The 19610-nt window shown below is 73.1% G+C and carries 19 protein-coding genes; 13 read left to right on the top strand and 6 right to left on the bottom strand.

Going from position 1 to position 19610, the window contains the following annotated elements; translation table 11 throughout:
- Positions 1-60: 60 nt before the first annotated feature.
- Positions 61-711: a TetR/AcrR family transcriptional regulator gene (locus ACLJTM_RS15830; protein WP_411104195.1), complete on the bottom strand. Its 651-nt coding sequence runs from the start codon at positions 709-711 to the stop codon at positions 61-63.
- A 115-nt stretch (positions 712-826) separates the two neighbouring features.
- On the opposite strand from ACLJTM_RS15830, the gene ACLJTM_RS15825 reads away from it, so the two are divergent.
- The gene (locus ACLJTM_RS15825; protein ID WP_411104194.1) at positions 827-1576 is read left to right on the top strand and encodes a hypothetical protein; all 750 of its coding nucleotides are present in this window, start codon (positions 827-829) and stop codon (positions 1574-1576) included.
- Between the two features lie 116 nt (positions 1577-1692).
- On the opposite strand, the gene ACLJTM_RS15820 is transcribed toward ACLJTM_RS15825, so the two are convergent.
- On the bottom strand, positions 1693-1917 hold the full coding sequence (locus tag ACLJTM_RS15820; protein WP_411104178.1) for a response regulator transcription factor: 225 nt from the start codon (positions 1915-1917) through the stop codon (positions 1693-1695).
- Between the two features lie 571 nt (positions 1918-2488).
- On the opposite strand from ACLJTM_RS15820, the gene ACLJTM_RS15815 reads away from it, so the two are divergent.
- Positions 2489-3322 (top strand): hypothetical protein, encoded by an 834-nt coding sequence (locus ACLJTM_RS15815; RefSeq protein WP_411104193.1) that lies wholly within the window; start codon positions 2489-2491, stop codon positions 3320-3322.
- A 156-nt stretch (positions 3323-3478) separates the two neighbouring features.
- On the opposite strand, the gene ACLJTM_RS15810 is transcribed toward ACLJTM_RS15815, so the two are convergent.
- Positions 3479-3748 (bottom strand): hypothetical protein, encoded by a 270-nt coding sequence (locus ACLJTM_RS15810; RefSeq protein ID WP_411104192.1) that lies wholly within the window; start codon positions 3746-3748, stop codon positions 3479-3481.
- A 297-nt stretch (positions 3749-4045) separates the two neighbouring features.
- Here ACLJTM_RS15810 and ACLJTM_RS15805 point away from each other — a divergent pair, with 297 nt between their 5' ends.
- Complete coding sequence (locus ACLJTM_RS15805) at positions 4046-5068, top strand: DMT family transporter (protein ID WP_411104191.1); 1023 nt, start codon at positions 4046-4048, stop codon at positions 5066-5068.
- A gap of 121 nt (positions 5069-5189) precedes the next feature.
- Here the strand turns inward: ACLJTM_RS15805 and ACLJTM_RS15800 are convergent, their stop codons facing one another.
- Positions 5190-6593 (bottom strand): STM4012 family radical SAM protein, encoded by a 1404-nt coding sequence (locus ACLJTM_RS15800; protein ID WP_411104190.1) that lies wholly within the window; start codon positions 6591-6593, stop codon positions 5190-5192.
- A gap of 197 nt (positions 6594-6790) precedes the next feature.
- On the opposite strand from ACLJTM_RS15800, the gene ACLJTM_RS15795 reads away from it, so the two are divergent.
- The 4 genes from ACLJTM_RS15795 to ACLJTM_RS15780 all read left to right on the top strand — a co-directional run bounded on the left by ACLJTM_RS15795 (position 6791) and on the right by ACLJTM_RS15780 (position 11488).
- A complete protein-coding gene (locus ACLJTM_RS15795; protein WP_411104189.1) occupies positions 6791-8005 on the top strand; it encodes a DUF1152 domain-containing protein in 1215 nt (404 codons plus the stop codon).
- A 212-nt stretch (positions 8006-8217) separates the two neighbouring features.
- Positions 8218-9576, top strand: a complete 1359-nt coding sequence (locus tag ACLJTM_RS15790; RefSeq protein ID WP_411104330.1) for a geranylgeranyl reductase family protein — start codon at positions 8218-8220, stop codon at positions 9574-9576.
- 251 nt (positions 9577-9827) lie between these two features.
- Complete coding sequence (locus tag ACLJTM_RS15785; protein ID WP_411104188.1) at positions 9828-10112, top strand: hypothetical protein; 285 nt, start codon at positions 9828-9830, stop codon at positions 10110-10112.
- 164 nt (positions 10113-10276) lie between these two features.
- Positions 10277-11488, top strand: a complete 1212-nt coding sequence (locus ACLJTM_RS15780) for a PP2C family protein-serine/threonine phosphatase (RefSeq protein ID WP_411104329.1) — start codon at positions 10277-10279, stop codon at positions 11486-11488.
- Between the two features lie 15 nt (positions 11489-11503).
- On the opposite strand, the gene ACLJTM_RS15775 is transcribed toward ACLJTM_RS15780, so the two are convergent.
- Positions 11504-12547, bottom strand: a complete 1044-nt coding sequence (locus tag ACLJTM_RS15775; protein WP_411104187.1) for a YihY/virulence factor BrkB family protein — start codon at positions 12545-12547, stop codon at positions 11504-11506.
- A gap of 222 nt (positions 12548-12769) precedes the next feature.
- Between ACLJTM_RS15775 and ACLJTM_RS15770 the strand changes: the two genes are divergently transcribed.
- The 5 genes from ACLJTM_RS15770 to ACLJTM_RS15750 all read left to right on the top strand — a co-directional run bounded on the left by ACLJTM_RS15770 (position 12770) and on the right by ACLJTM_RS15750 (position 18017).
- The gene (locus ACLJTM_RS15770) at positions 12770-13996 is read left to right on the top strand and encodes a spore photoproduct lyase family protein (RefSeq protein WP_411104186.1); all 1227 of its coding nucleotides are present in this window, start codon (positions 12770-12772) and stop codon (positions 13994-13996) included.
- 162 nt (positions 13997-14158) lie between these two features.
- Positions 14159-14632: a hemerythrin domain-containing protein gene (locus tag ACLJTM_RS15765; RefSeq protein ID WP_411104185.1), complete on the top strand. Its 474-nt coding sequence runs from the start codon at positions 14159-14161 to the stop codon at positions 14630-14632.
- 84 nt (positions 14633-14716) lie between these two features.
- Positions 14717-15169: an SRPBCC family protein gene (locus tag ACLJTM_RS15760; RefSeq protein WP_411104184.1), complete on the top strand. Its 453-nt coding sequence runs from the start codon at positions 14717-14719 to the stop codon at positions 15167-15169.
- On the top strand, positions 15162-16751 hold the full coding sequence (locus ACLJTM_RS15755) for a phytoene desaturase family protein (protein ID WP_411104183.1): 1590 nt from the start codon (positions 15162-15164) through the stop codon (positions 16749-16751). The genes ACLJTM_RS15760 and ACLJTM_RS15755 overlap by 8 nt, the downstream gene beginning before the upstream one ends.
- 141 nt (positions 16752-16892) lie before the next feature.
- On the top strand, positions 16893-18017 hold the full coding sequence (locus tag ACLJTM_RS15750) for an FUSC family protein (protein WP_411104182.1): 1125 nt from the start codon (positions 16893-16895) through the stop codon (positions 18015-18017).
- A 189-nt stretch (positions 18018-18206) separates the two neighbouring features.
- Here the strand turns inward: ACLJTM_RS15750 and ACLJTM_RS15745 are convergent, their stop codons facing one another.
- A complete protein-coding gene (locus tag ACLJTM_RS15745; RefSeq protein WP_411104181.1) occupies positions 18207-18674 on the bottom strand; it encodes a hypothetical protein in 468 nt (155 codons plus the stop codon).
- Positions 18675-19175: 501 nt separating this feature from the next.
- Between ACLJTM_RS15745 and ACLJTM_RS15740 the strand changes: the two genes are divergently transcribed.
- A complete protein-coding gene (locus tag ACLJTM_RS15740; RefSeq protein WP_411104180.1) occupies positions 19176-19607 on the top strand; it encodes a hypothetical protein in 432 nt (143 codons plus the stop codon).
- Positions 19608-19610: the final 3 nt, after the last annotated feature.

Here is a 19610-nt window from a genome sequence, read left to right as displayed (position 1 = left end):
TCCATGTCGGAGCGTCGGGTGCAGACCCGCCGCGGCGGGGGCAGCCGGTGCGGCGCTCCGTCATCCTCGGTCGCTGCGGTGCAGGTCGGGGGTGAGCAGGTAGGCGACGGCCATGTCGGCGAGCTCGTCGGCGTACCGGTGCGTGGCCTCTTCGCCGGTTGCGGCGTCGGGGCGCACGGAATTGTGGAAGCAGGCGCCGAGGATCGCGCGGGCCGCGGTGTCGAGCGCCTGCTGAGGCCGGGCACGGCGGACCTGGTCGGCGTACGGGGCTGCTGCTTCGAGCAGGAGCTGGTGGAGTTCGGTGATGGTGCGGGCGCCTCGATCCAGTGACCTGGCCCCGCGCGTGCGCAACAGCTCGGGGAAGAGGCTGCTGCTGTCGGCGAAGGACTGCAGCAAGGCGTGCGCGTAGGCGTCCATGACCCCGGAGAGCGAGGGCTCGGCCGCGCGCAGCCGCTCGGCCACGTATTCCTCGCGGCGTTCCAGCATCCGCCCGGTCAGAGCAGTGATCAGCTGCTCTTTGTCCTCGAAGCGACGGTAGATGGTCCCGACCGCGACACCGGCCCGCTTGGCGACGCCGGCGATCGTCAGCTCCTCCAAGCCGGCATCGGAGGCGATCTCCTCGGCCGCGTGCAGGACGCGCGCCAGGGTCGCGGCACTGCGGGCCTGCTGCGGCTCCCGGTAGGCGGCCGGGCGGTCGGGCTCCTCAGTCATGTCCGGCATCGTATCCGGAGCGCTCTCAACAGGAACTTTTGACAACGGGCGCACGTCCCGGCGTACCCTACTGATGCGAACGTGAATTCACATTCGCATCTATGGAGGTGCGACCATGACCGACAACCAGACTCTCCAGCCCGTCACCGTGACCCTTGAGGCAGGACCCGCAGGACCCGCAGGACCCGCAGGTGCCGCAGGACTCGCAGGACCCGCAGGTGCCGCAGGCGCCGAGAACATAGACGACTTCGAGCTCTTCTACGCCCGCCGCTCGCTGGACCGCTTCCGGACACTGCTGGGCCGCCAGGGGCTGCTCGACCTCCTGGCCGCGGAGATCGAGGAGGGCAATGCCTTCCTGCGCGAGAACGCCCGCTCCTCCGACGGCCACTTCAAGGCCGGCACCACCGTGCTGGCGACCCGAGGCCTCACCTCGGCCGAGTTCCTGGCCTGGATGGACAAGGCCTTCGCCGGCGACGAGAAGTCGCTCCTCGCCGCGCACCCCGAGCACTATGTGATGGGCACCGACGAGATCGGTGCCCGCGTGGTGGAGAACATCGGCCCCCATGTCGCTTCCTTCTACATGGGAGGTTGGGGCACCGACGCGCTGGACTGGGCCAAGGACGCGGCCGAACTCCTCCCGGAGTCGGACTTCCCACACAAGATGTCCTCGAACCTCTTCCTGACGGATGGCACCGTCATCGGGCGGGCGCTGATCCAGTTCGGCGACACCGCTGACGGCTTCACCTCGAACCTGACCGTCTACTTCCCCGTCACCTGCCCGGACGAGGTCCTGGACCACCATCTGCGGCACTACGCCGTCGAGTTCCGGAACTGGATCGTCGCCGCAGCGGCCGCCCGCGCCTGAGCCCCCGCCCGGACCGCCGGGGCGCCCCCGGCGGTCCGGCACCTCAATCCGTCGACTCCCCCTGGTACGACCGAGAGCCACCTCACGCCCGGTACAGAAAGGGTGCTGGGGCGCCGTCAGAGGCCCATGGAGATGGCCAGGCGGGTCATTTCGGCGGTGCTGTTGATGCCGAGCTTGGCGCGGATGCGGCGCAGGTAGGCGTCGACGGTGTGCCGGGACAGGCCCATTTGGCGGGCGGTCTGCAGGTAGGTGCAGCCGGCGGCGATGTGGCGCAGGGCCTCCTGCTCGCGGGGGGCCAGTACGGGGGTCTCGGCGGGCGGGGCGGCAAGGGTGAGGCTCATGGGATGTCCTCCGACGTATCGGTACGGATACCACTGCTCACATCCTCGGAAGCAGGAGACTTTGGGCCAAATGCGGCGTTTCGTCCCTGTTAAAAAGCCTGTTCGGGCGACTTCATGACCCTGTCCGCCGACTGTCACAGGCACGTCACAGGCCCCCGCCCCGCGCCCCGGGGGTGTGTGCCGCCTTCGCGACGGGCGTCACGGCCACCCCGTCGTGTGGACCGTTCCTGACAGCCCCGAAACCATCTCCCGCATTAAAATGGAGCGGAGCCGTTGGCAGGGATTCCGTCGGATTGAGGTGCACCGGCACCACCAAGGACGACGACCGATGACAGCAGCGCGTGGAACGCCGAGGCGCTCGGGCCGGGGGTGGCGGCCCGCTGTTGCTGCCTGCTCCGCACTGGCGTCCGCGTGTCTGCTGACCGGGGCGCAGAACCCCGGCGCGGGAGCGGACGCGGCCACCGGCACAAAAACAAGCACGGGCGTCGGGGTGGCGTCGGGGGTCGCAGCGAGAGGCGCTGTCGACACATCCTGCGCGACCTCACTGCCGGACAGCTTCTGGCGTGCTCCCGTGGACCGGTTGCCCGTCCACCCCGGCTCTGCCCGTTACGTCGCCTCCATCGGCGCGGACGAACCCCTCCACCCGGACTTCGGGTCCGGGCTCACAGAAGGCCGGCCCTTCGGTATTCCCGTCACCGTCACGGAGACCGAGCTGCCCGAGGTCAAGGTCGGCTTCGACTATCCCGAGGAGAGCGACCCGTCCGGCTACCGGGTCCCGCCCGGCGCCGCCATCGAGGACGGCCCCGCCAGTAGGGGCGACCGCCATGTCGTCGTCTGGGACAAGGCCCTCTGCAAGGCCTACGAGCTGTGGAACGCGGTGCCGCAGTCCGGTGGCACCTGGCATGCCGGCTCGGGCGCGGTGTTCGACCTGAAGAGCCACGCGCTGCGGCCTGACGGCTGGACCTCGGCCGATGCGGCCGGCCTGGCGATCCTGCCGGGCCTGGCCCGTTCCGAGGAAGCCGCTGCCGGACGGATCGACCACGCCATCCGGATCACCGTCCCCCGCTCCGACCAGAGCCACCTGTGGCCCGCGCGGCACCAGGCCGGCGCCGCCGCCGACGCGTCGTTGCCTCCCATGGGGCTGCGGCTGCGCCTCAAGAGCAGCGTCGACACCGCACACCTGCCTCCGCAGGCCAAGGCCGTGGCCGACGCGCTCAAGACGTACGGGGCCATCGTCGCCGACAACGGCTCGCCCTGGTACATCTCCGGCGACCAGAGTTCCGCCTGGGACAACGCTCAACTCGATGCCCTCAAAGCGTTCAAGGGCACCGACTTTGAAGCCGTCGACGCCTCCGGCCTCCAGCAGTCGCCCGATTCCGGGGCCGTCGCCACACCGTCCCGGTAGGGAAGGCGGGAGGGTGAGCCGGCACTGTCCTTGACGGCGCACCGGCTGCCGGGGCGTGCCGGGATGCGACCCGGCGACTCCCCCGGCCCGGTCGGGGGAGCCCCGACCCCTCGGCGGCGCGGCCGCGGAGGGCGCCGGGGTCCGACCCTCTGGGCGTCACTCCAGGCGGGCACTGCCGAGGTAGTGGGACATCTGGGACAGGAGCAGCCGTCGGGCGGCCTCGGTTTCCTGCTCCAGCTCTCTGTTCAGCGCCTTTTCGGCCTGCAGCACGGTCGAGCGCGGAACGGGCACGCGCTGTCCCGGCTTCTCCGTGAACGTCTGCAGCTGCTCTGCAGCGGCCTGCGCCCCACCCTCGCTGCTGCGCCTCAGCAGCAGGAACACTTGGGCGAGCCGGTCGGCAGCGATCTTCACCATGGCATCGGTCATGTATCAACAACGACCACACCGCGACAGAGTGACACCACAAAGTGACCGCATCCGGGCCAGTCTGAACGGTGCACGGTACGACTCCCCCGCCCGGCACGGCCACAGGCACGGCCCCAGGCACAGGCACAGGCGGCACTGGCATGGCGACCACTACCCGGCGTCCGAGTAGTGGGCGTCGGGCTCGGTCTTGGTGTGATGCGACGGAGCCTGGCGTTTCGGGAGCCGGATCATCGGGGTTTCACCCAGTAGGTCTGGTCGGTCCCTCCTCGATACGTTCGTTCCCGGGCAGCGGCAGGGGTGGTAGCGGCGTGGGGGGTTCTGGTGGGAGCGGTGGCGTCGGTGTTGGCGGCGGCTGTGCTGTGGGGGACGGTGGGGCCGGCGCAACTCTGGGCGGATTCCGGTGTCGACCCCGTGGCGTTGGGGGCGTGCCGGATGGTGCTCGGGGGTGCGGTGCTGAGCCTGCTGACGGTACGCCCGGCGGGGCTGCGGACGCTGCGGCTGCCCGGGGTGGGGCCGTGGCTGGTGCTCAGCGTGCTGGTCACGGCCGCGTTCCAGGTGTGCTTCCTCCAGGCGGTCGAGCGTTCGGGGGCCGCGTTGGCCACGGCCGTCGCCTTCGGGACGGTGCCGGTGGTCGGCGGCCTGTGCGCATGGCTGCTGTCCGGCGAGCGGCTGACCTCGCGCTGGTGGTGGGGGACGGGGTGCGCGCTGCCCGGAATCGCGCTGCTGCTGCTCCCGGGCAGCGGGGCGCGGGTCGACCTGCCGGGTGTCCTGCTGGCGGTGGTGGCCGGGGCCGGCTTCGGCGTCTACATCGCCGCGTCGAAGCAACTGGGCGTGCGGGGCGCCGACCTCGGTGCGGCGGCTCCGGCGAGCGTGCTGTGCGCGGGGCTGCTGGTGTCCCCGTACGTCCTGGTGGCGCCGGAAGGGCTCGGCTCGGTCCGGTCGGTGGCGCTGATCGGCTGGCTCGGTCTGGTGACGACGGCGCTCGGGTACCTGCTGTTCACGCGGGGGGTGGGGCGGCTCAGCGCCGCGACGACGGGCACGCTGAGCCTGACCGAGCCGCTGGTGGCGACGGTGCTGGGGGTGCTGGTCCTCGGTGAGCGGCCCGGCGCGGCCGCGGCGGGGGGCGCGGGCCTGCTGCTGCTGGGGCTGGTCCTGGTGTCCCTGCCGGAGCGCCACGCGGCGCGGACCGCTTCCGGAGCCCGTCCCGGGGACGGCCGGGCGGGCGGGGAAGCCGGTGAGACGACGGGCGGGGCCGGGCGTGCGCCCGGGCCGGGGCCCGGCCCGAAGGGGGCGCGCACCGTCGAGGCACCCCCGTCCTAGTGCTGTGGCCGGGCCCCGCCGACCGGACCGTCCCGATCGTCATGACCGGACCGTGCGGCCGGGCGGGGACGGTCCCGGCGGACCGACCGTGCGGCCGGGGGGACGGTCCCGGCGGCCGGGCTTAGCGGTCCTGGTAGGTGTGCATGTTGTGCCTGACCTGCTCCGAGAAGAACATCGGGCCGACCGCGTCGGCCCAGGCCATGCCTTCGGGCGTCAGGGCCGCTGCCCCGTTCGCCTCCCGCACCCAGTGACGTTTCCTCAGGGTGGCGAGCTGCGGGCCGAAGTCGTCCTCGAAGCGGGTGCCGAACAGCTCCTCGTAGGCGGCGGTGCGCAGGCCGGGGGCTTCCAGCAGGTGCTGCAGGACGTACATCCGCCGCCGCTCCGAGGCGTCCATGGGGTACGCCCACTGGGCGCGGCGGAAGCGTTCGGTCGGGGTGGCGATGTAGTCGTCGATGATGCGGCGCACCTCCGGTACGGCGACGGCGTAGTCGGTGGTGTAGTGCAGGTCGGTGGTGAAGGAGCGGGCTCCGACACCCAGGCCGACCATGCCGGCCTGCTGGTTGTACTCGTTGATGCCGCTGCCCTCGCTGTCGTCGACGGCGGCGGTGCCCAGGCGTCTGAAGGCGCGCAGGGAGGTCTGCTCGTAGCCGGCGGAGAGCAGGTGGTCGCGACCGTGGCGGTACAGGCGCAGCCGCTGGTCGTTCCAGTCCTGGAGCGACGTGGCGTGGCGGGTGCTCAGGCCGGTGAGGGGGCGTACGTACAGGGGGTAGAGGTAGATCTCCTCGGGTTCCCAGGCCAGGGCGGCGTCGAGCGAGACCTGGAAGGTGCGTTCGGTCTGGCCTTCGATGCCGTAGATGAGGTCGATGTTGAGGATCGGGAACCGGGCCTCCTTGAGGCGGGCGAGGGCGGCCTCGACCTCCGCCCGCTTCTGCGGGCGGACGGCGGCGCGGGCCTCCTCGTCGATGAAGCTCTGTACGCCGATGCTCAGCCGGGTGGCGCCGCGTTCGGCGAGTACGGCCACGCGGTCGGCGGTCGCCGTCTCCGGGGAGGCCTCGACCGACCAGGAGGCGGCATGCAGGTCGGCGCCCATGACGTTCTCGGAGATGTCGCACAGGGTGGTCAGTTCGCGCGCCGTCAGGTAAGTGGGGGTGCCGCCTCCGAACGCGGCGAGGGTGAACCGGATGGGCTCGCCCTTCGCCTCCAAGGCCTCGCGGGTGACGCGTGCCTGCCGCTCCAGGGTGGCGAGGAACGCGGTGGTGATCTCTTCGGGGGCTCCGGTGCGGGTGAAGAGGTTGCAGAAGCCGCAGCGCACTTCGCAGAAGGGGACGTGCACGTAGAGCGACAGCGCGTCGAGGGGTTCGCGGGACCACAGGTCGCCGAGGAGGGGTCCGTCCTCCATCAGGCGGTACGCCTTCTGGTGCGGGTAGGCATACACGTACTGCTCGTAGGGCGTGGCCGGTTGCAGCTCGGCCGTGTTCCGGGGGGTCGGGAAGGACGGGACGGGTAAGGCAACGGGGGTTCTCATAGAGGGAATTGACCTTCTTTCAGGGGAGATCGCATCACCGTTCGTGACATTCCGTCACCCTAGGGTCGTCGTGGGCCGATTTCTGTAGTGTGATGGGGAGAAGATCCGTTCTCGGCTGTAGAGGTTCATATGCACTTTTTGCGGAATGATTGATTCCGCGCGTGCCGCAAGTGGAATGTGCGGTATCGGTGTCGGCCATGACGAAACTCCTGATAGCGGCCGGCGGCGGCGGCGACGCGATCACGGCCGCAGTGATCCACGCGGCCCTGCACGGCGCGGACGCTCCCGCCCTCGTCCTGACGTACGCGTGGGAACGGCTGGTCGTGGACCCCGTCCCCGGGCCGCGCCGCATCCGTGACTTCGCCGGCCTCGACCGGGTCGCGCCCGGCCTCGATCTGATCACCCCGGCCAGTGCGCCCCGCTCCCCCGCAGGCTCCCTGCTGCCGCGGCTCTCCGGTGAGCTGGCCCCACGCCTGGGGCTGCTCGACCCGTACGAGGGCGTCGCCGGCCTGGCCCGGCGGATCCGGGCCGCCGCCCGCTGGTGCGGCGCCGACCGGGTGGACCTCGTCGACGTCGGGGGCGACATCGTCGCCCGGGGAGACGAACCCACCCTGCGCAGCCCCCTGGGCGACGCACTCGCCGTCGCCGCCTGCGCCGCCGCGGGTCTGGACACCACGGTGTACGTGGCCGGGCCCGGCCTCGACAACGAGGTCCCCCTGCCCGACCTGCTGCCCCGGCTGGGACCGCCGGCCTTCGCTCTCGAAGCCGCGCACACCCGGGTGGTGGGCGGGGTCTTCGACTGGCACCCGTCCGAAGCGAGCGCCCTGCTGGTCGCCGCGGCGCGCGGGGTACGCGGGGTGTGCGGCACCCGGGACTCCCCGCGGCCCGTGTCCCTGGACGACACGGCCGGCGGCGTACACCGGCTGACCCTGGAGCGCGTCCTCGCGCTGAGCCCGCTGGGCCGGGGACTCGCCGGGACGACGGACCTGGAGGAGGCGGAGGAGGTGTCCCGGTCGGTGTGCGGCTTCTCCGAGATCGCCCGGGAACGCGGACGCGCGGCTGCCGCAAGGGTTGCCGGCCGCGGCCCCGGTGGCGGTGGCGGTGCCTGCGGCGGTGCTGAAGGCGGCGGGGAGGCCGGTTCTGGTCCCGGTGCAGGTACCGGTGCGGGTGCCGGTGTCCGTGTACCGCCCGGTCCGGGCGGTAGGCACCGGCAGGACGCCCCCGCCGTACGGGCGCGCTTCGCGGCCTGGGAGCGCGAGGCACGGGCCGGGGGCCTCGCCTACGTCACCACGCGGCGGATCGTCGAGGAGCTGGACCTGGACGCGGTGCGCGCCCGGGAGCTCCTGGACGGGCTGCGCACAGGCGGTGCAATGCGGAGCTCGGCGCCTCTGTGGCGGCTGGCCGCGCACTGAACGGTCGCCGGATCCGCTCCCCGGAGCCCGGCGGTCGGGGGCGCCCGGGGGTGTCCGGGGGTGTCCGGGGCAGGGACGTGACGCCTCGGCGGGGGCGGGCACGCTGGCGACGGGCTCGCTGGGGGCGGGCTCGCTGGGGACGGGCTCGCTGGGGAGGGGAAATGGACCAATCAGCGTTTGCGCGGCGGGGAATCGTCCATAGTGATCGTGTGATCACGCGACTCGATGACGAGGGCACGGACGGGGCCGACGGTCCGGGCGACCGCCCGTCCGGCCAAGACGGTGAGCAAGCAGAGGTCCTGGTCGTGGGCGCAGGCCCTGCGGGGTCCGCCACGGCGCTCCACCTGGCCCGGGCGGGCGTGGACGTCGTCCTGCTGGAGAAGAGCACCTTCCCCCGGGACAAGGTGTGCGGTGACGGGCTGACCCCCCGTGGCGTCCAGCAGCTGGTGCGGATGGGCATCGACATCAACGCCCCCGGCTGGACGCGCAACCGCGGGATGCGGTGGGTGAGCGGCGGCCGGCAGGTCGACATCGACTGGCCGCGCCTGGGCAGCCACCCGGACTTCGGACTCACCCGCAGCCGGCACGACTTCGACGACATCCTGGCCTCCCACGCCCGGGCGGCCGGGGCGCGGCTGCACACCGGCGTGAAGGTCACCGCCCCCTCGACCGATCGCGCGGGGCGGATCACCGGGGTATCGGCCCTGGCCGGTCCCGAGAAGCGGCCGGTGCACTACCGGGCACCGCTGGTGGTCGCCGCCGACGGCGCGTCGGCGCGGACCGCCCTGATGCTGGGCCTGGAGCGCGACCCCCGGCGCCACATCGCCACCGCCGCCCGCCGCTACTACCGCAGCGAGGTCCGCTCCCACGACCCCTACCTCGAACTGTGGGCCGACCTGCTGTGCAGCAGGACCGGCCGGGACCTGCCCGGGTACGGGTGGGTGTTCCCCATGGGCGACGGCCGCGTCAACATCGGGCTCGGCGCGATGCCGCACCGCAGCCACGGCCCGGTGGAACTGCGGGCCACCATGGACCGCTGGCTGACCCGCCTGCCCGAGCAGTGGGGGGTGACCGAGGAGAACGCCACCTCTCCCCTGCGCAGCGCCGCCCTGCCCATGGGGTTCAACCGGCATCCGCAGTACCACCGGGGGCTGCTCCTGGTCGGCGACAGCGCGGGCATGGTCAGTCCGTGGAGCGGTGAGGGCATCGGCCAGGCCATGGAGGCCGGCGAAGTCGCCGCGGAGACCATCGCCCTGGCCCTGGCCCGGCCGGCCGGAGCCGGCCGGGAACACGCCCTGCGCCAGTACCCGGCCGAGATCCACCGGCGCTGGGGGCGCTACTACCGCCTGGGCAACCTCACCGGTGACCTCATCCTGGGCCGCTACGGCTACCGGCCGATCCTCCACCCGCGGGTCATGGCGTCCCCGCCCCTGGTCCGCACGCTCGCCCGCCTCCTGACCCACGTGGCCGACGAGCCGGCGCGCGACACCATCGACGCCGTGCTGCACACGCTGCTGCGCGCCGTACCGCGCAGCCTGCCGCGGGGCCGCCGCACGACCCCCCGGGCCTGAGCGCCCGGCCGGGAGCCGGCGGGCGCACCAGCCGCCTCCGGCCGGTGCCGCGGGGCTGACCGGGCACCCGGCGGGGAGACGAGCGGCTCGTTCCGCCGTCCGGGTTGCAGGACGGCACGCGCCGCAGGATGGTGTGAGGGGCAGCCGCAGGGACCCGGGCTGTCGTTCCGCACGACAGGACGGACCGAGGCAGGGGCGCCGCCGGCTGGTGCGGAGACTCCCCTGCGGTCGGGCCGGGGTCTGGAGGTCGGATGAGCTGGGCATCATGGACCACATGCGGTGTCTTCACCGGCCGGGGCGGCGTGAAGACCGAGGCGGGGCCCCTCCTCACCGGCGAGCTCGACGTCCACACGACGTGGTCGCAGGACGACGGACTGGCCCAGGTCGCCGTGCAGTACAGCGGCGGCTCCGAGTGGCTCACCCTGGCGGGCAGCCCCGCCGCGTGCAGCAGCGAGGAGGCGAGCCGCGGGCTCCACGAGGCCGTCCTCGGCGCGGTACGCGCCGGCGGCGGCGCCACCCTCCCCCTCCGCACCTGAGGGCGTACGCGTCACGGGTGTCGGGCTGCACCCGCTGTGGCAGCGGGTGCAGCCGGCGCCCCGACTCCTGAAGGCGGTGCGGCGTGACGGTCGGGGATGCAGGTCGTACGGGTGGCCCCGAGCCGGCTCCGGCCGGGGACGGCAGGGCCCGCCGGGTCCGTGACATGCTCGGCGGGCTGCTCCAGACCAGCCACCTGATGGCGTGGGAGGAACTGGCCGGGCAGGTCGCCGAGCGGGCCGCCGAGGCCGGCATCCGGCAGGTCGGGATCTACCTCTGCGACCTCCAGGAGGACGTCCTGCGCCTGCTGGACCGCGGGACCGGCGAGGCGGGTGAGGGCGAGCTGTCCGTGGTCACGACGGTGGCCGGGCGTTCCTTCCAGCTCGGCCGGCTCCTGCCGCTGGCCCTGCCGGAGCAGCAGGGCGTGCTGTGGTGGGTGCCCTTGCTGGACGGCACCGAACGGTTGGGCGTGATGCGGGCGGTGACGAAGGCCGATGACCGGGCCACCCGCGAGGATCTGGGCTTCCTGGCCGCACTGGTGGCGCTGCTGGTGGTCAGCAAGCGCGCGTCCAGTGACACGCACGCCCGCCTGGTGCGGACCCGGCCGATGAACGTGGCCGCGGAGATGCAGTGGCACCTCATGCCGCCCACGACGTACGCCGACCCCCGGGTGGTGGTCGGCGGTGTGCTGGAGCCGGCGTACGCGGTCGGCGGGGACGCGTTCGACTACGCGCGCGCCGGGCACATACTGCACCTGGGCATCTTCGATGCCATGGGCCACGACACCTCGGCCGGTGTCACCGCCAATCTGGCGGTCGCGGCCTGCCGCAACGGCCGGCGTCAGGGACTGGGCCTGGCCGAGACGTCCGTGGCGATCGAGCAGACCCTCATCGCCGAGTTCGGCCGGCAGCGGTACGTCACCGCAGTCCTGGCCGAACTCGGCACCGCCACCGGCGCATTGACCTGGGTCAACCGGGGCCACCACCCGCCGGTGGTGATCAGGGGCGGCCGCTGGACGACCCGTCTCCAGTGCCCGCCGGCCCATCCCATGGGCACCGACCTGGGGCTGCGTCCCACCGTCTGCCGGGAGCAGCTGGAGCCGGGCGACCGCGTCGTCCTCTACACCGACGGGATCACCGAAGCGCGCAACCCTGACGGCCGGGAGTTCGGGCTGGAGGGTTTCGTCGACTTCCTGATCCGGCACCACAGCGACGGACTGCCCGTTCCGGAGACGCTGCGCCGCCTGATGCGGGCGATCATGGAGCACCACGCCGGTCGCCTCGCGGACGACGCCACCGTCCTGGTCGCCGAGTGGCTGGGGTCCGAGGGCGGCCGCTCCGAGGCCGGCAGCCGGGTCGGCCTGCCGGCCGCCACCTGACCCTGCGGGGGGGGCTCACTCCATGCGGCGGCGTTCGTCGTCACTCCAGGCGCGGGTGTCCCGGGGCTGGACGTAGGGTTCCTCGCCCTTGGGCCATCCGCCGGCGATGGCGCGTTGGCGCACCATCTCCGCGTCGAATTCGAGGCCGAGGAGGATGGCCAGGTTCGTGATCCACAGCCAGACCAGGAAGACGATCACGCCTGCGACCGTGCCGTACGTCTTGTTGTAGGAGGCGAAGTTCGCGACGTAGAACGCGAAGCCCGCCGAGGCGGCCATCCAGATCAGCAGGGCGAGGAAGCTTCCGGGGGTGACCCACTTGAATCCCCGGCCCTTGGCGTTCGGCGCCGCCCAGTAGAGGAGCGCGATCATGATCGTGACCAGCAGGACCAGGACCGGCCACTTGGCGATCGACCACACCGTCAGCGCGGTGTCCCCGATCCCCAGGGCGGAGCCCGCCTGCTGGGCCAGGCCTCCGGTGAAGACCACGATCAGGGCGCTGACGCAGGCGAGGACCATCAGGGTGACGGTGAGGGCCAGGCGGACCGGCAGGACCTTCCACATCGGGCGGCCTTCCGGGACGTCGTAGACGGCATTCGAGGCGCGCATGAACGCGGCGATGTAGCCGGAGGCGGACCACAGGGCGACGAGCAGGCCGACGATCGCCACGAGCGATCCGACGCCGCTGCGGCCCTGCAGCTGCTGCACCGCGTCGGTGATGACGTCCCGGGCCGACCCCGGGGCCAGTTTCTGCAGGTTGTCGAGCACCTTACGGGTCGTCGACTCGCCGGCGATGCCCAGCAGGGACACGAGGACCAGCAGGGCGGGGAAGAGCGCCAGCACCCCGTAGTACGTCAGGGCGGCGGCGCGGTCGGAGAGCTCGTCCTTCCCGAATTCCTTGACCGTCCCCCGCAGTACGGCCATCCAGGAGCGTTTGGGCAGGTCGGTGGGCTGGTCCGGGGCCCGGTCCTCCACCTCGGGGCCGGGCCCCGGGGTGTCCTCCTCGCGGGTGACCGGGCGCTCGTCTTCTCCCCCGCGGTCCGGCTTCGTCAGTCGTGTCATATCCAGCGGCTGTCCACGAGCGCCGCGCTCATGTCCGTGAGCGCGGGATAAATCCGATCGATCAGCGCCGGGCACCCCGTTCGGCGTCCGCCGGGCAGGGATCCGGGCTGACCGCGAGGGCGGGCACGGCACTAGAGTGGAAGGTCCTGCTGTCACTGCCGCAGCGCATCGTGGGACCGTCGCACGCGGGTCCGGCGATGCGCGGATCCCGGAGCGCACCTCATGGACGAGTCCCGGTCACCGGGCGGCCCCGGCCGGTCCCGCGGGCCGTCCGGGGGCGGCCCGGAGGCGGACGCGCTGTTCGGCCTCGAAGACCTCCCCGGTCCCGTACAGGCTGCACCGGGCGGCGCCCGGCCCCTGGTCGGCCCGTCGTTCCGCGACTCCCCGGCCGCCCGCCGCCTGCTGTCCGTGCGCGAGATCCACGCCGAGCCCGCGGCCGCGGCGTCGCCCCGCGGCCGGCAGGTGCTCGCCCGCTTCCCGGAGGCCCGCGTCATCGAGGTGGACTCGCACTGGCGCATCCCGCAGCTGCACGGCAACGAGGGGAACCTCGACCGCTGGGTGCGGATCAAGAGCGAGGTCCTGGTCCTGGGCGAGAAGAAGACGCTGGCCACGCGGCCGAACGGCCGGTCCGCCGACTGGATCGCCCCCGGCCCGGCGAACGGCTGCGCGATGGCCTGCGCGTACTGCTACGTGCCGCGCCGCAAGGGCTACGCCAACCCGATCACCGTCTTCACCAACATCGAGCAGATCACCGCCCACCTCGACCGGCACATCGCCCGCCAGGGCCCCAAACGGGAGCCCAACCAGTGCGACCCGAGCGCCTGGGTCTACGACATCGGCGAGAACAGCGACTGCTCCGTGGACGCCCTCATCAGCGACAACGTCGCGGACCTCGTGCACGCCTTCGCCCGCCGGCCCACCGCGAAGGCCTCCTTCGCCACCAAGTACGTCAACCCCGATCTGCTGCTGCTCGATCCGCGCGGCCGCACCCGGGTGCGGTTCTCCGTCATGCCGCCGCAGGACTCCCGGCTGCTCGACATCCGCACCAGCCCCGTAGAGGAGCGCATCGCGGCGGCAGCCGACTTCCTGGAGGCCGGGTACGAGGTCCACTTCAACCTCTCGCCCGTCGTCATCCGGCCCGGGTGGGAACAGGACTGGGGTCTGCTGCTGAGTCACCTGGACGACGTCCTGCCGCCGGCGGTCAAGGAGCAGGCCGCCGCGGAAGTGATCATGCTGACCCACAACCGGGACCTGCACGAACTGAACCTGGCCTGGCATCCGCGCGCCGAGGACACCCTGTGGCGCCCGGAGCTGCAGCAGGCCAAGCGCTCCGAGAACGGCAGTTGGAACGTCCGGTACCGCAACGCCGAAAAGGCGCGGGCCGTCGACACCCTGCGGGGCCTGGTGGCCGCCCGGGCCCCCTGGCTGCGGATCCGCTACGCCTTCTGACGGGCCCGCGCCCCGCAACGCCCGCCGTCAGCGGCGTACGGCTCAGTGGCGTCGCCATTCCGGGGCAACCCGCGGCCCGCGGCCGTCTGGTGCCCGCCGGATCGGGTACACGGGTCCCGGGCGGCGCTCGTCGTCCCCGGTAGGCCGACGTGAGGAAGCGCTGTGGACGGGATCGTGCTGCTCAAGGAAGACCACAAGACGGTGGAGAAGCTCTTCAAACAGTTCGAGAAGGCCGGCGAGGAGGACCACGCGGAGAAGCGCCGGATCGCCGACCAGGTGATCGAGGAGCTCACCACGCACACCTGGATCGAGGAGAAGATCTTCTATCCGGCCGCCCGCGAGGCCGCCCCCGACACCAAGGACCACGTCCTGGAGAGCGTCGAGGAGCACCACGTCGTCCTGTGGATGCTGTCCGAACTCAAGGGCCTCGACCCGTCGGACGAGCGCTTCGACGCGAAGATGTCCGTCCTCATGGAGAACGTGCGCCACCACGTCGAGGAGGAGGAGAAGGAGTGGTTCCCCGATGTCCGCAAGGCCATGGGCCGCAACCGGCTCACCGAGCTCGGCGCGGAGATGGAGGCGGCCAAGAAGACCGCTCCGGGCGATCCGCTCGCCGTGCCCAGCGCCGACCAGTAGCAGGTTCCGCGGCGCGTACGGCCCGGTCGGCCGTACCGGGCCGTCTTCCGTCACCTCGTCCCGGACAGCAGGGTTGGAGTCCCCATGGCCGTTCGTCATCAGCTGATCAGGCGCCCCCCGCAGGCGGTGTGGTCCGTACTCGCCGATCCGACCCTGTACGGGGAGTGGGTGGTGGGCCCCTCGGAGTCCGAGCCGCTCGACGAGGCATGGCCCGCGGTCGGGGCGCGCCTGCGCTACACGGTGCGGCTGGGACCCTGGTCGGCGGCGGGGGTGACGACGGTCCGCCACAACGAGCCCGGCAGGGAGCTGGAGCTGGAGGCGATGGCGAAGGGGCTGGGCACGGCGAGGATCTTCCTCCAGCTCCGGCCGTGGGGGGAGGACACCCTGGTCGTCTGCGACGAGCACCCGCTGCGCGGCCTGGGCGGCGCCCTGCACAATCCGGCGAGCGAGGCCCTGCTGCAGATCCGCCACCGGGGCATGCTGGCCCGTCTGGCCAAGACCGTGGAGCGGCGTCCGGCGGAGGCCGCCCGTGCCTGACGCCGTGGTGATCGGGGCCGGCCCCAACGGTCTGGTGGCGGCGAACCTGATGGTCGACGCCGGCTGGTCGGTCGAGGTCCTGGAGGCGCAGCCGGAGCCGGGCGGTGCGGTGCGCAGCGACCGGGGCGTGCACCCGGACTACGTCTCGGACGTGTTCAGCGCGTTCTACCCGCTGGCCGTCGCCTCCCCGGTGCTGGCGGGGCTCGACCTGGCCGCCGAGGGCCTGCGGTGGAGCCACGCACCGCGGGTGCTCGCCCATCCGCTGGCGGACGGGCGGTGCGCGGTGCTGGAGCGGCGGGTGGAGGACACCTGCGCGGGGCTGGCCGGGTTCGCTGCGGCGGACGGCGACGCGTGGCGGGCCCTGTACGAGGGGTGGGCCCGCCTCGGGCCCGACCTGGTGCGTTCCCTGTTCGCTCCGTTCCCGCCGGTGCGGTCCGGGCTGCGCCTGGCGGCGCGCCTGCGGACCGCCGGCGGGCTGCGGCTGGCCCGGAATCTGGCCCTGCCGGTACGGCGCCTGGGTGAGGAGGTGTTCGCCGGGGAGGGCGGGCGGCTGCTGCTGGCGGGCAATGCCCTCCATGCGGACCTGGCTCCGGAGGCGGCCGGCAGCGGCGGCTTCGGCTGGCTGATGTCGATGCTGGGGCAGAGCCACGGATTTCCGGTGCCCGCCGGCGGTTCGGGTGAGTTGACCGCGGCCCTGGTGAACCGTCTGCGGCGCCGCGGCGGTGTCCTGCGCTGCGGGGAGCGGGTCGTGTCCGTGGCCGTACGGGGCGGCCGGGCCGTGGGGGTCGAGACGGCCGGGGGCGAGAGCGTACGGGCGCACCGGGCCGTGCTCGCCGACACCTCGGCGCCCGCCCTGTACCGGGACCTCGTGGGCGAGGAGCACCTCCCGGGCCGGCTGGTCCGGGATCTGGAGCGCTTCCAGTGGGACTTCGCGACGTTCAAGGTGGACTGGGCGCTGACGGGTCCGGTGCCGTGGACGGCGCCGCAGGCCGCCGGGGCCGGTACGGTGCACCTGGCGGACGGCGTCGACGGCCTGACCCGGTTCGCGGCGCAGCTCGCGATGGGGCAGGTGCCCGAGGAGCCCTTCGTCCTGTTCGGGCAGATGACCACGGCCGACCCGAGCCGTTCGCCCGTCGGCACCGAGTCGGCGTGGGCCTACACCCACCTTCCGCAGCGGATCACTTCCGACGCGGGCCGTGACGGTATCACCGGCTGCTGGGACGCCCGGGAGCAGGAGGCCATGGCCGACCGGGTGGAACAGCAGGTGGAGCGGTTCGCGCCGGGCTTCCGGGCGCGGATCGCGGCCCGCAGGATCCTGGCGCCGACCACCCTGCAAGCGCTGAACGAGAACCTCCACAACGGTGCGATCAACAACGGCACCACCGCCCTCCACCAGCAGGCCGTCTTCCGTCCCACGCCGGGCACCGGCCGTCCCGAGACCCCCGTCAAGGGCCTGTTCCTGGCGTCCGCGGCCGCCCACCCGGGCGGCGGCGTCCACGGTGCGCCCGGGGCGAATGCGGCCCGTGCCGCACTGCGGTCGCACGGCCTGCACTCCCTGCTCCACCGCGCGCAGCGGGTCTGACGGCCGTACGCGGGGGATGTTCCGGGGTCCCGGCTGCGCAGGGGGCCGGGACCCGGGGACATCGCGCGTGGTCCCGCCGTCGCGGGGCAGACGCCTGCCGGGAGGTGGCATATGCCGCTGTGGCGCGACATGCTGGCGAGGGTGAGGACGACCGGGTACGACGCGGTCGGGTACGTACGGCGGGGGGTGGCGCGACCGGGCAGTGAACGGGATGACCTGCTGCTGAGTGCGAAGACCGTGGTGGCGGCCACAGGGGCGTGGGTGCTGGCCCGCTACCTGCTGCCGCCGGCGGTGTCCACGTTCGCCCCGTTCACCGCCCTGGTGGCGCTGCAGGCCACGCTGTACCGCTCGGTGCGCGACTGCACCCAGTACCTGATCGCGATGACCGTGGGCGCGGCCCTGGCCGCGACGCTGGCGGCCGCCGCGGGCATCCACGGCTGGACTTTCGGCCTGCTCACCCTGCTGGCCCTGGCCGTGGGGCGGTTCCGGCCGCTGGGGGCCCACGGGACGCAGGTCGCGATCGTCGGCTTCTTCGCCTTTTCCTCCGGACACGGCAGGATCGACTACATCGGGCACCTCGTCGCGTCGGTGGCCATCGGCGCCGCCTTCGGGCTCACCGCGCACCTGGTCCTCGCGCCGGCCCGGCACACCCGCCACCGGCAGGAGGCCGTCGCCGAGCTCTTCGGCGGCGTCCACGAGCGGGTCGGCGAGCTGGCCGACCTGTTCGAGGCGGACGCCCCGGACGAGCAGCAGGTGCGCCGCCTGCGCAGTGAGTGGCGCAGGCTGTCCGCGGACGCCGACCGCATCCGGTTCGCCATCGACGCGGAGACGGAGAACAGCCGCCTCAACCCGCGCCGCACCGTCGACGGAGCCCATGACGCCCTCCCCCGGGCCCACCGGGCGGTCGACGTGGTCCAGCGGTGCCTCGACCACGTGCGCTCGATCAGCCGCAGCCTTGCCTACGCCCTGGACAGCGGGGAACTGGAAGCCCTGCCCGACCCGTTCTGCAGCCTCTACGCCACCCTGCTGCGGACTGCTGCGGACGCGATGGAGCAGGTGGGCCGGGCGGAACGCATCGACCCGAGCCTGGTGCGCGAGGTCCTGGGGCGGGCGTCCGCCGAACTGGAGGACGCCCACCGCCGGACCCTGCCCTCGCCGGGCGCCCGGCCGAGCGTGTCGGCGCTGCAGGGCACGCTCCTCACCGACGCGGGGCGTCTGGTGGAGGACCTCCGCCAGGGCTGCCGCACCCTGGACCCCGCGGTCTGAGGGCCGGCGTGTTGGTGGTCCTCCCGGCGGCGGAGGCTACGACGGCCCCCTGTGGCCGGTCCGGGTGTCCCTGGCCGACCTGGTCGACCTGGTCGACCTCGACGACCTCGACGACCTCGACCGGCTCACCATCGGCCGATACGTGCCGGGGAGGAGGGACCCGTACGGGTTCGACCCGCCGGTGGCCCGTCACGGGCAGAAGACCTCACGGGCCACGGCCGCGCCCTTGTTCCAGCCCTCCAGGAAGGCCTGGTTGGCCGAGGCCGGGGGCCGCGCGGCGCAGTCGTCCTGGACGGCGTCCCAGCCTGCGGTGAGACCGGCCTTGCGGGTGCTGCCGGGCGTCGTGGCGGCTTCGGTGCCTCCCTTGCACGCGGTGGTGCTGCCCGCCTGGGTGACTGCGTACCGGTCGTCCGCCTTGCCGCCGATCCGGAAGGCGCCGCCGTCCGGGACGGTGAAGGACGTCGGGGCCGCCGAGGGCGAGGACAGCCGGGCCTGCCCGGCGGTGAACCCCGCACCCGTGACGGTCACCCGGCCCGCCGCGTCGGCGGCGGACACGGTGCAGGTCGCTGCGGGCCGGGCGGACGCCGCTTGGGGCACGGCGAGAGCCGGGACGGCCAGCGCGAGGAGGACGGCGGTGGTGCGCGCGTGTCGGTGCATGGTGCTTCTCCGATCTGCCCGGGCATCGGCGGCCGCAGCTCCTTCATCGTCCTCCGGGCCCTCAAGCGTGTCGACCGGGGCGGCGGGCGGCGGGGTGGCGGGCGGCGTACGGGGTGCGAGTCTGGAGGAGAGGCCCGCGTCGGGCCGAGCGGGTGAGGAGGCGTTCCCGGTGCCCTCCCTGGACTCCCTGGTGTCGTTCGCGCCGTTCTTCGTGCCCGTGATCACCGGCTTGGTGGGCGGGATCAGCCTGGTGCTGCGGGACCGGCGGGAGGCACGGAGCGCCGACCACCACTACCGCCGGAGGCTGGAGAAGGCGCAGATGGAGGTCCAGTTCATCACGAGCTGGATCGAGGCGAAGAAGCTTGCGCCCACCGCGGGCCCGGACCCGGGGCCGGCCCCTGGCTCGACGAGTGCTACGCGTCGGTACGCCGTTTCGAGGCGGCGGCAAAGCGCCCGCGGGGCGGTCCGGGCAGGCTGCGGCGCCTGCTCCTGCTCCGCGCCGTGCACAGCGTGCCGGCGCAGGCCCTCCGGATCCTGTACTGGCTGGTCCTGCTCGCCTTCAACGCGGCGCTCGCCTGGTGGGTGAGCATGATGGTGAGCGGCCCGCCCGCCTTCTTCGGGACGGATCCCGAGTCCCGGGCCGACGATGTCGACGCGGTGCTGGGGCTCGCGGGCTGCCTCCTGCTGGCGGCCGTCGTGCTGTGGGCGTGGACAGTGCACCTGGACGGGGCGGAGCCGGCGCAGGGGTACCGCCCGCAGACCGATCCGGCGGCCTGGACGGCGCAGGAGGACGGGCGGCGGCGCGCCGCAGCCGGGAGGACGGTCGGGAACCCCGGCGGCACGGACGGGAAGCCGGGCGGGAAGGGCGGAAAACGCGGGAAGGGCGGGGACGCCGGGGCGGCCCCGCCCGGGGGCGGGGGCCCCGCCGAGTGACGG

This window comes from Streptomyces sp. cmx-4-9 (genome assembly GCF_046548835.1).
Taxonomy (GTDB): Bacteria; Actinomycetota; Actinomycetes; order Streptomycetales; family Streptomycetaceae; genus Streptomyces.
The sequence above is the reverse complement of the archived record's forward strand: the minus strand, read 5'-3'. Positions and strand labels throughout refer to the sequence as shown.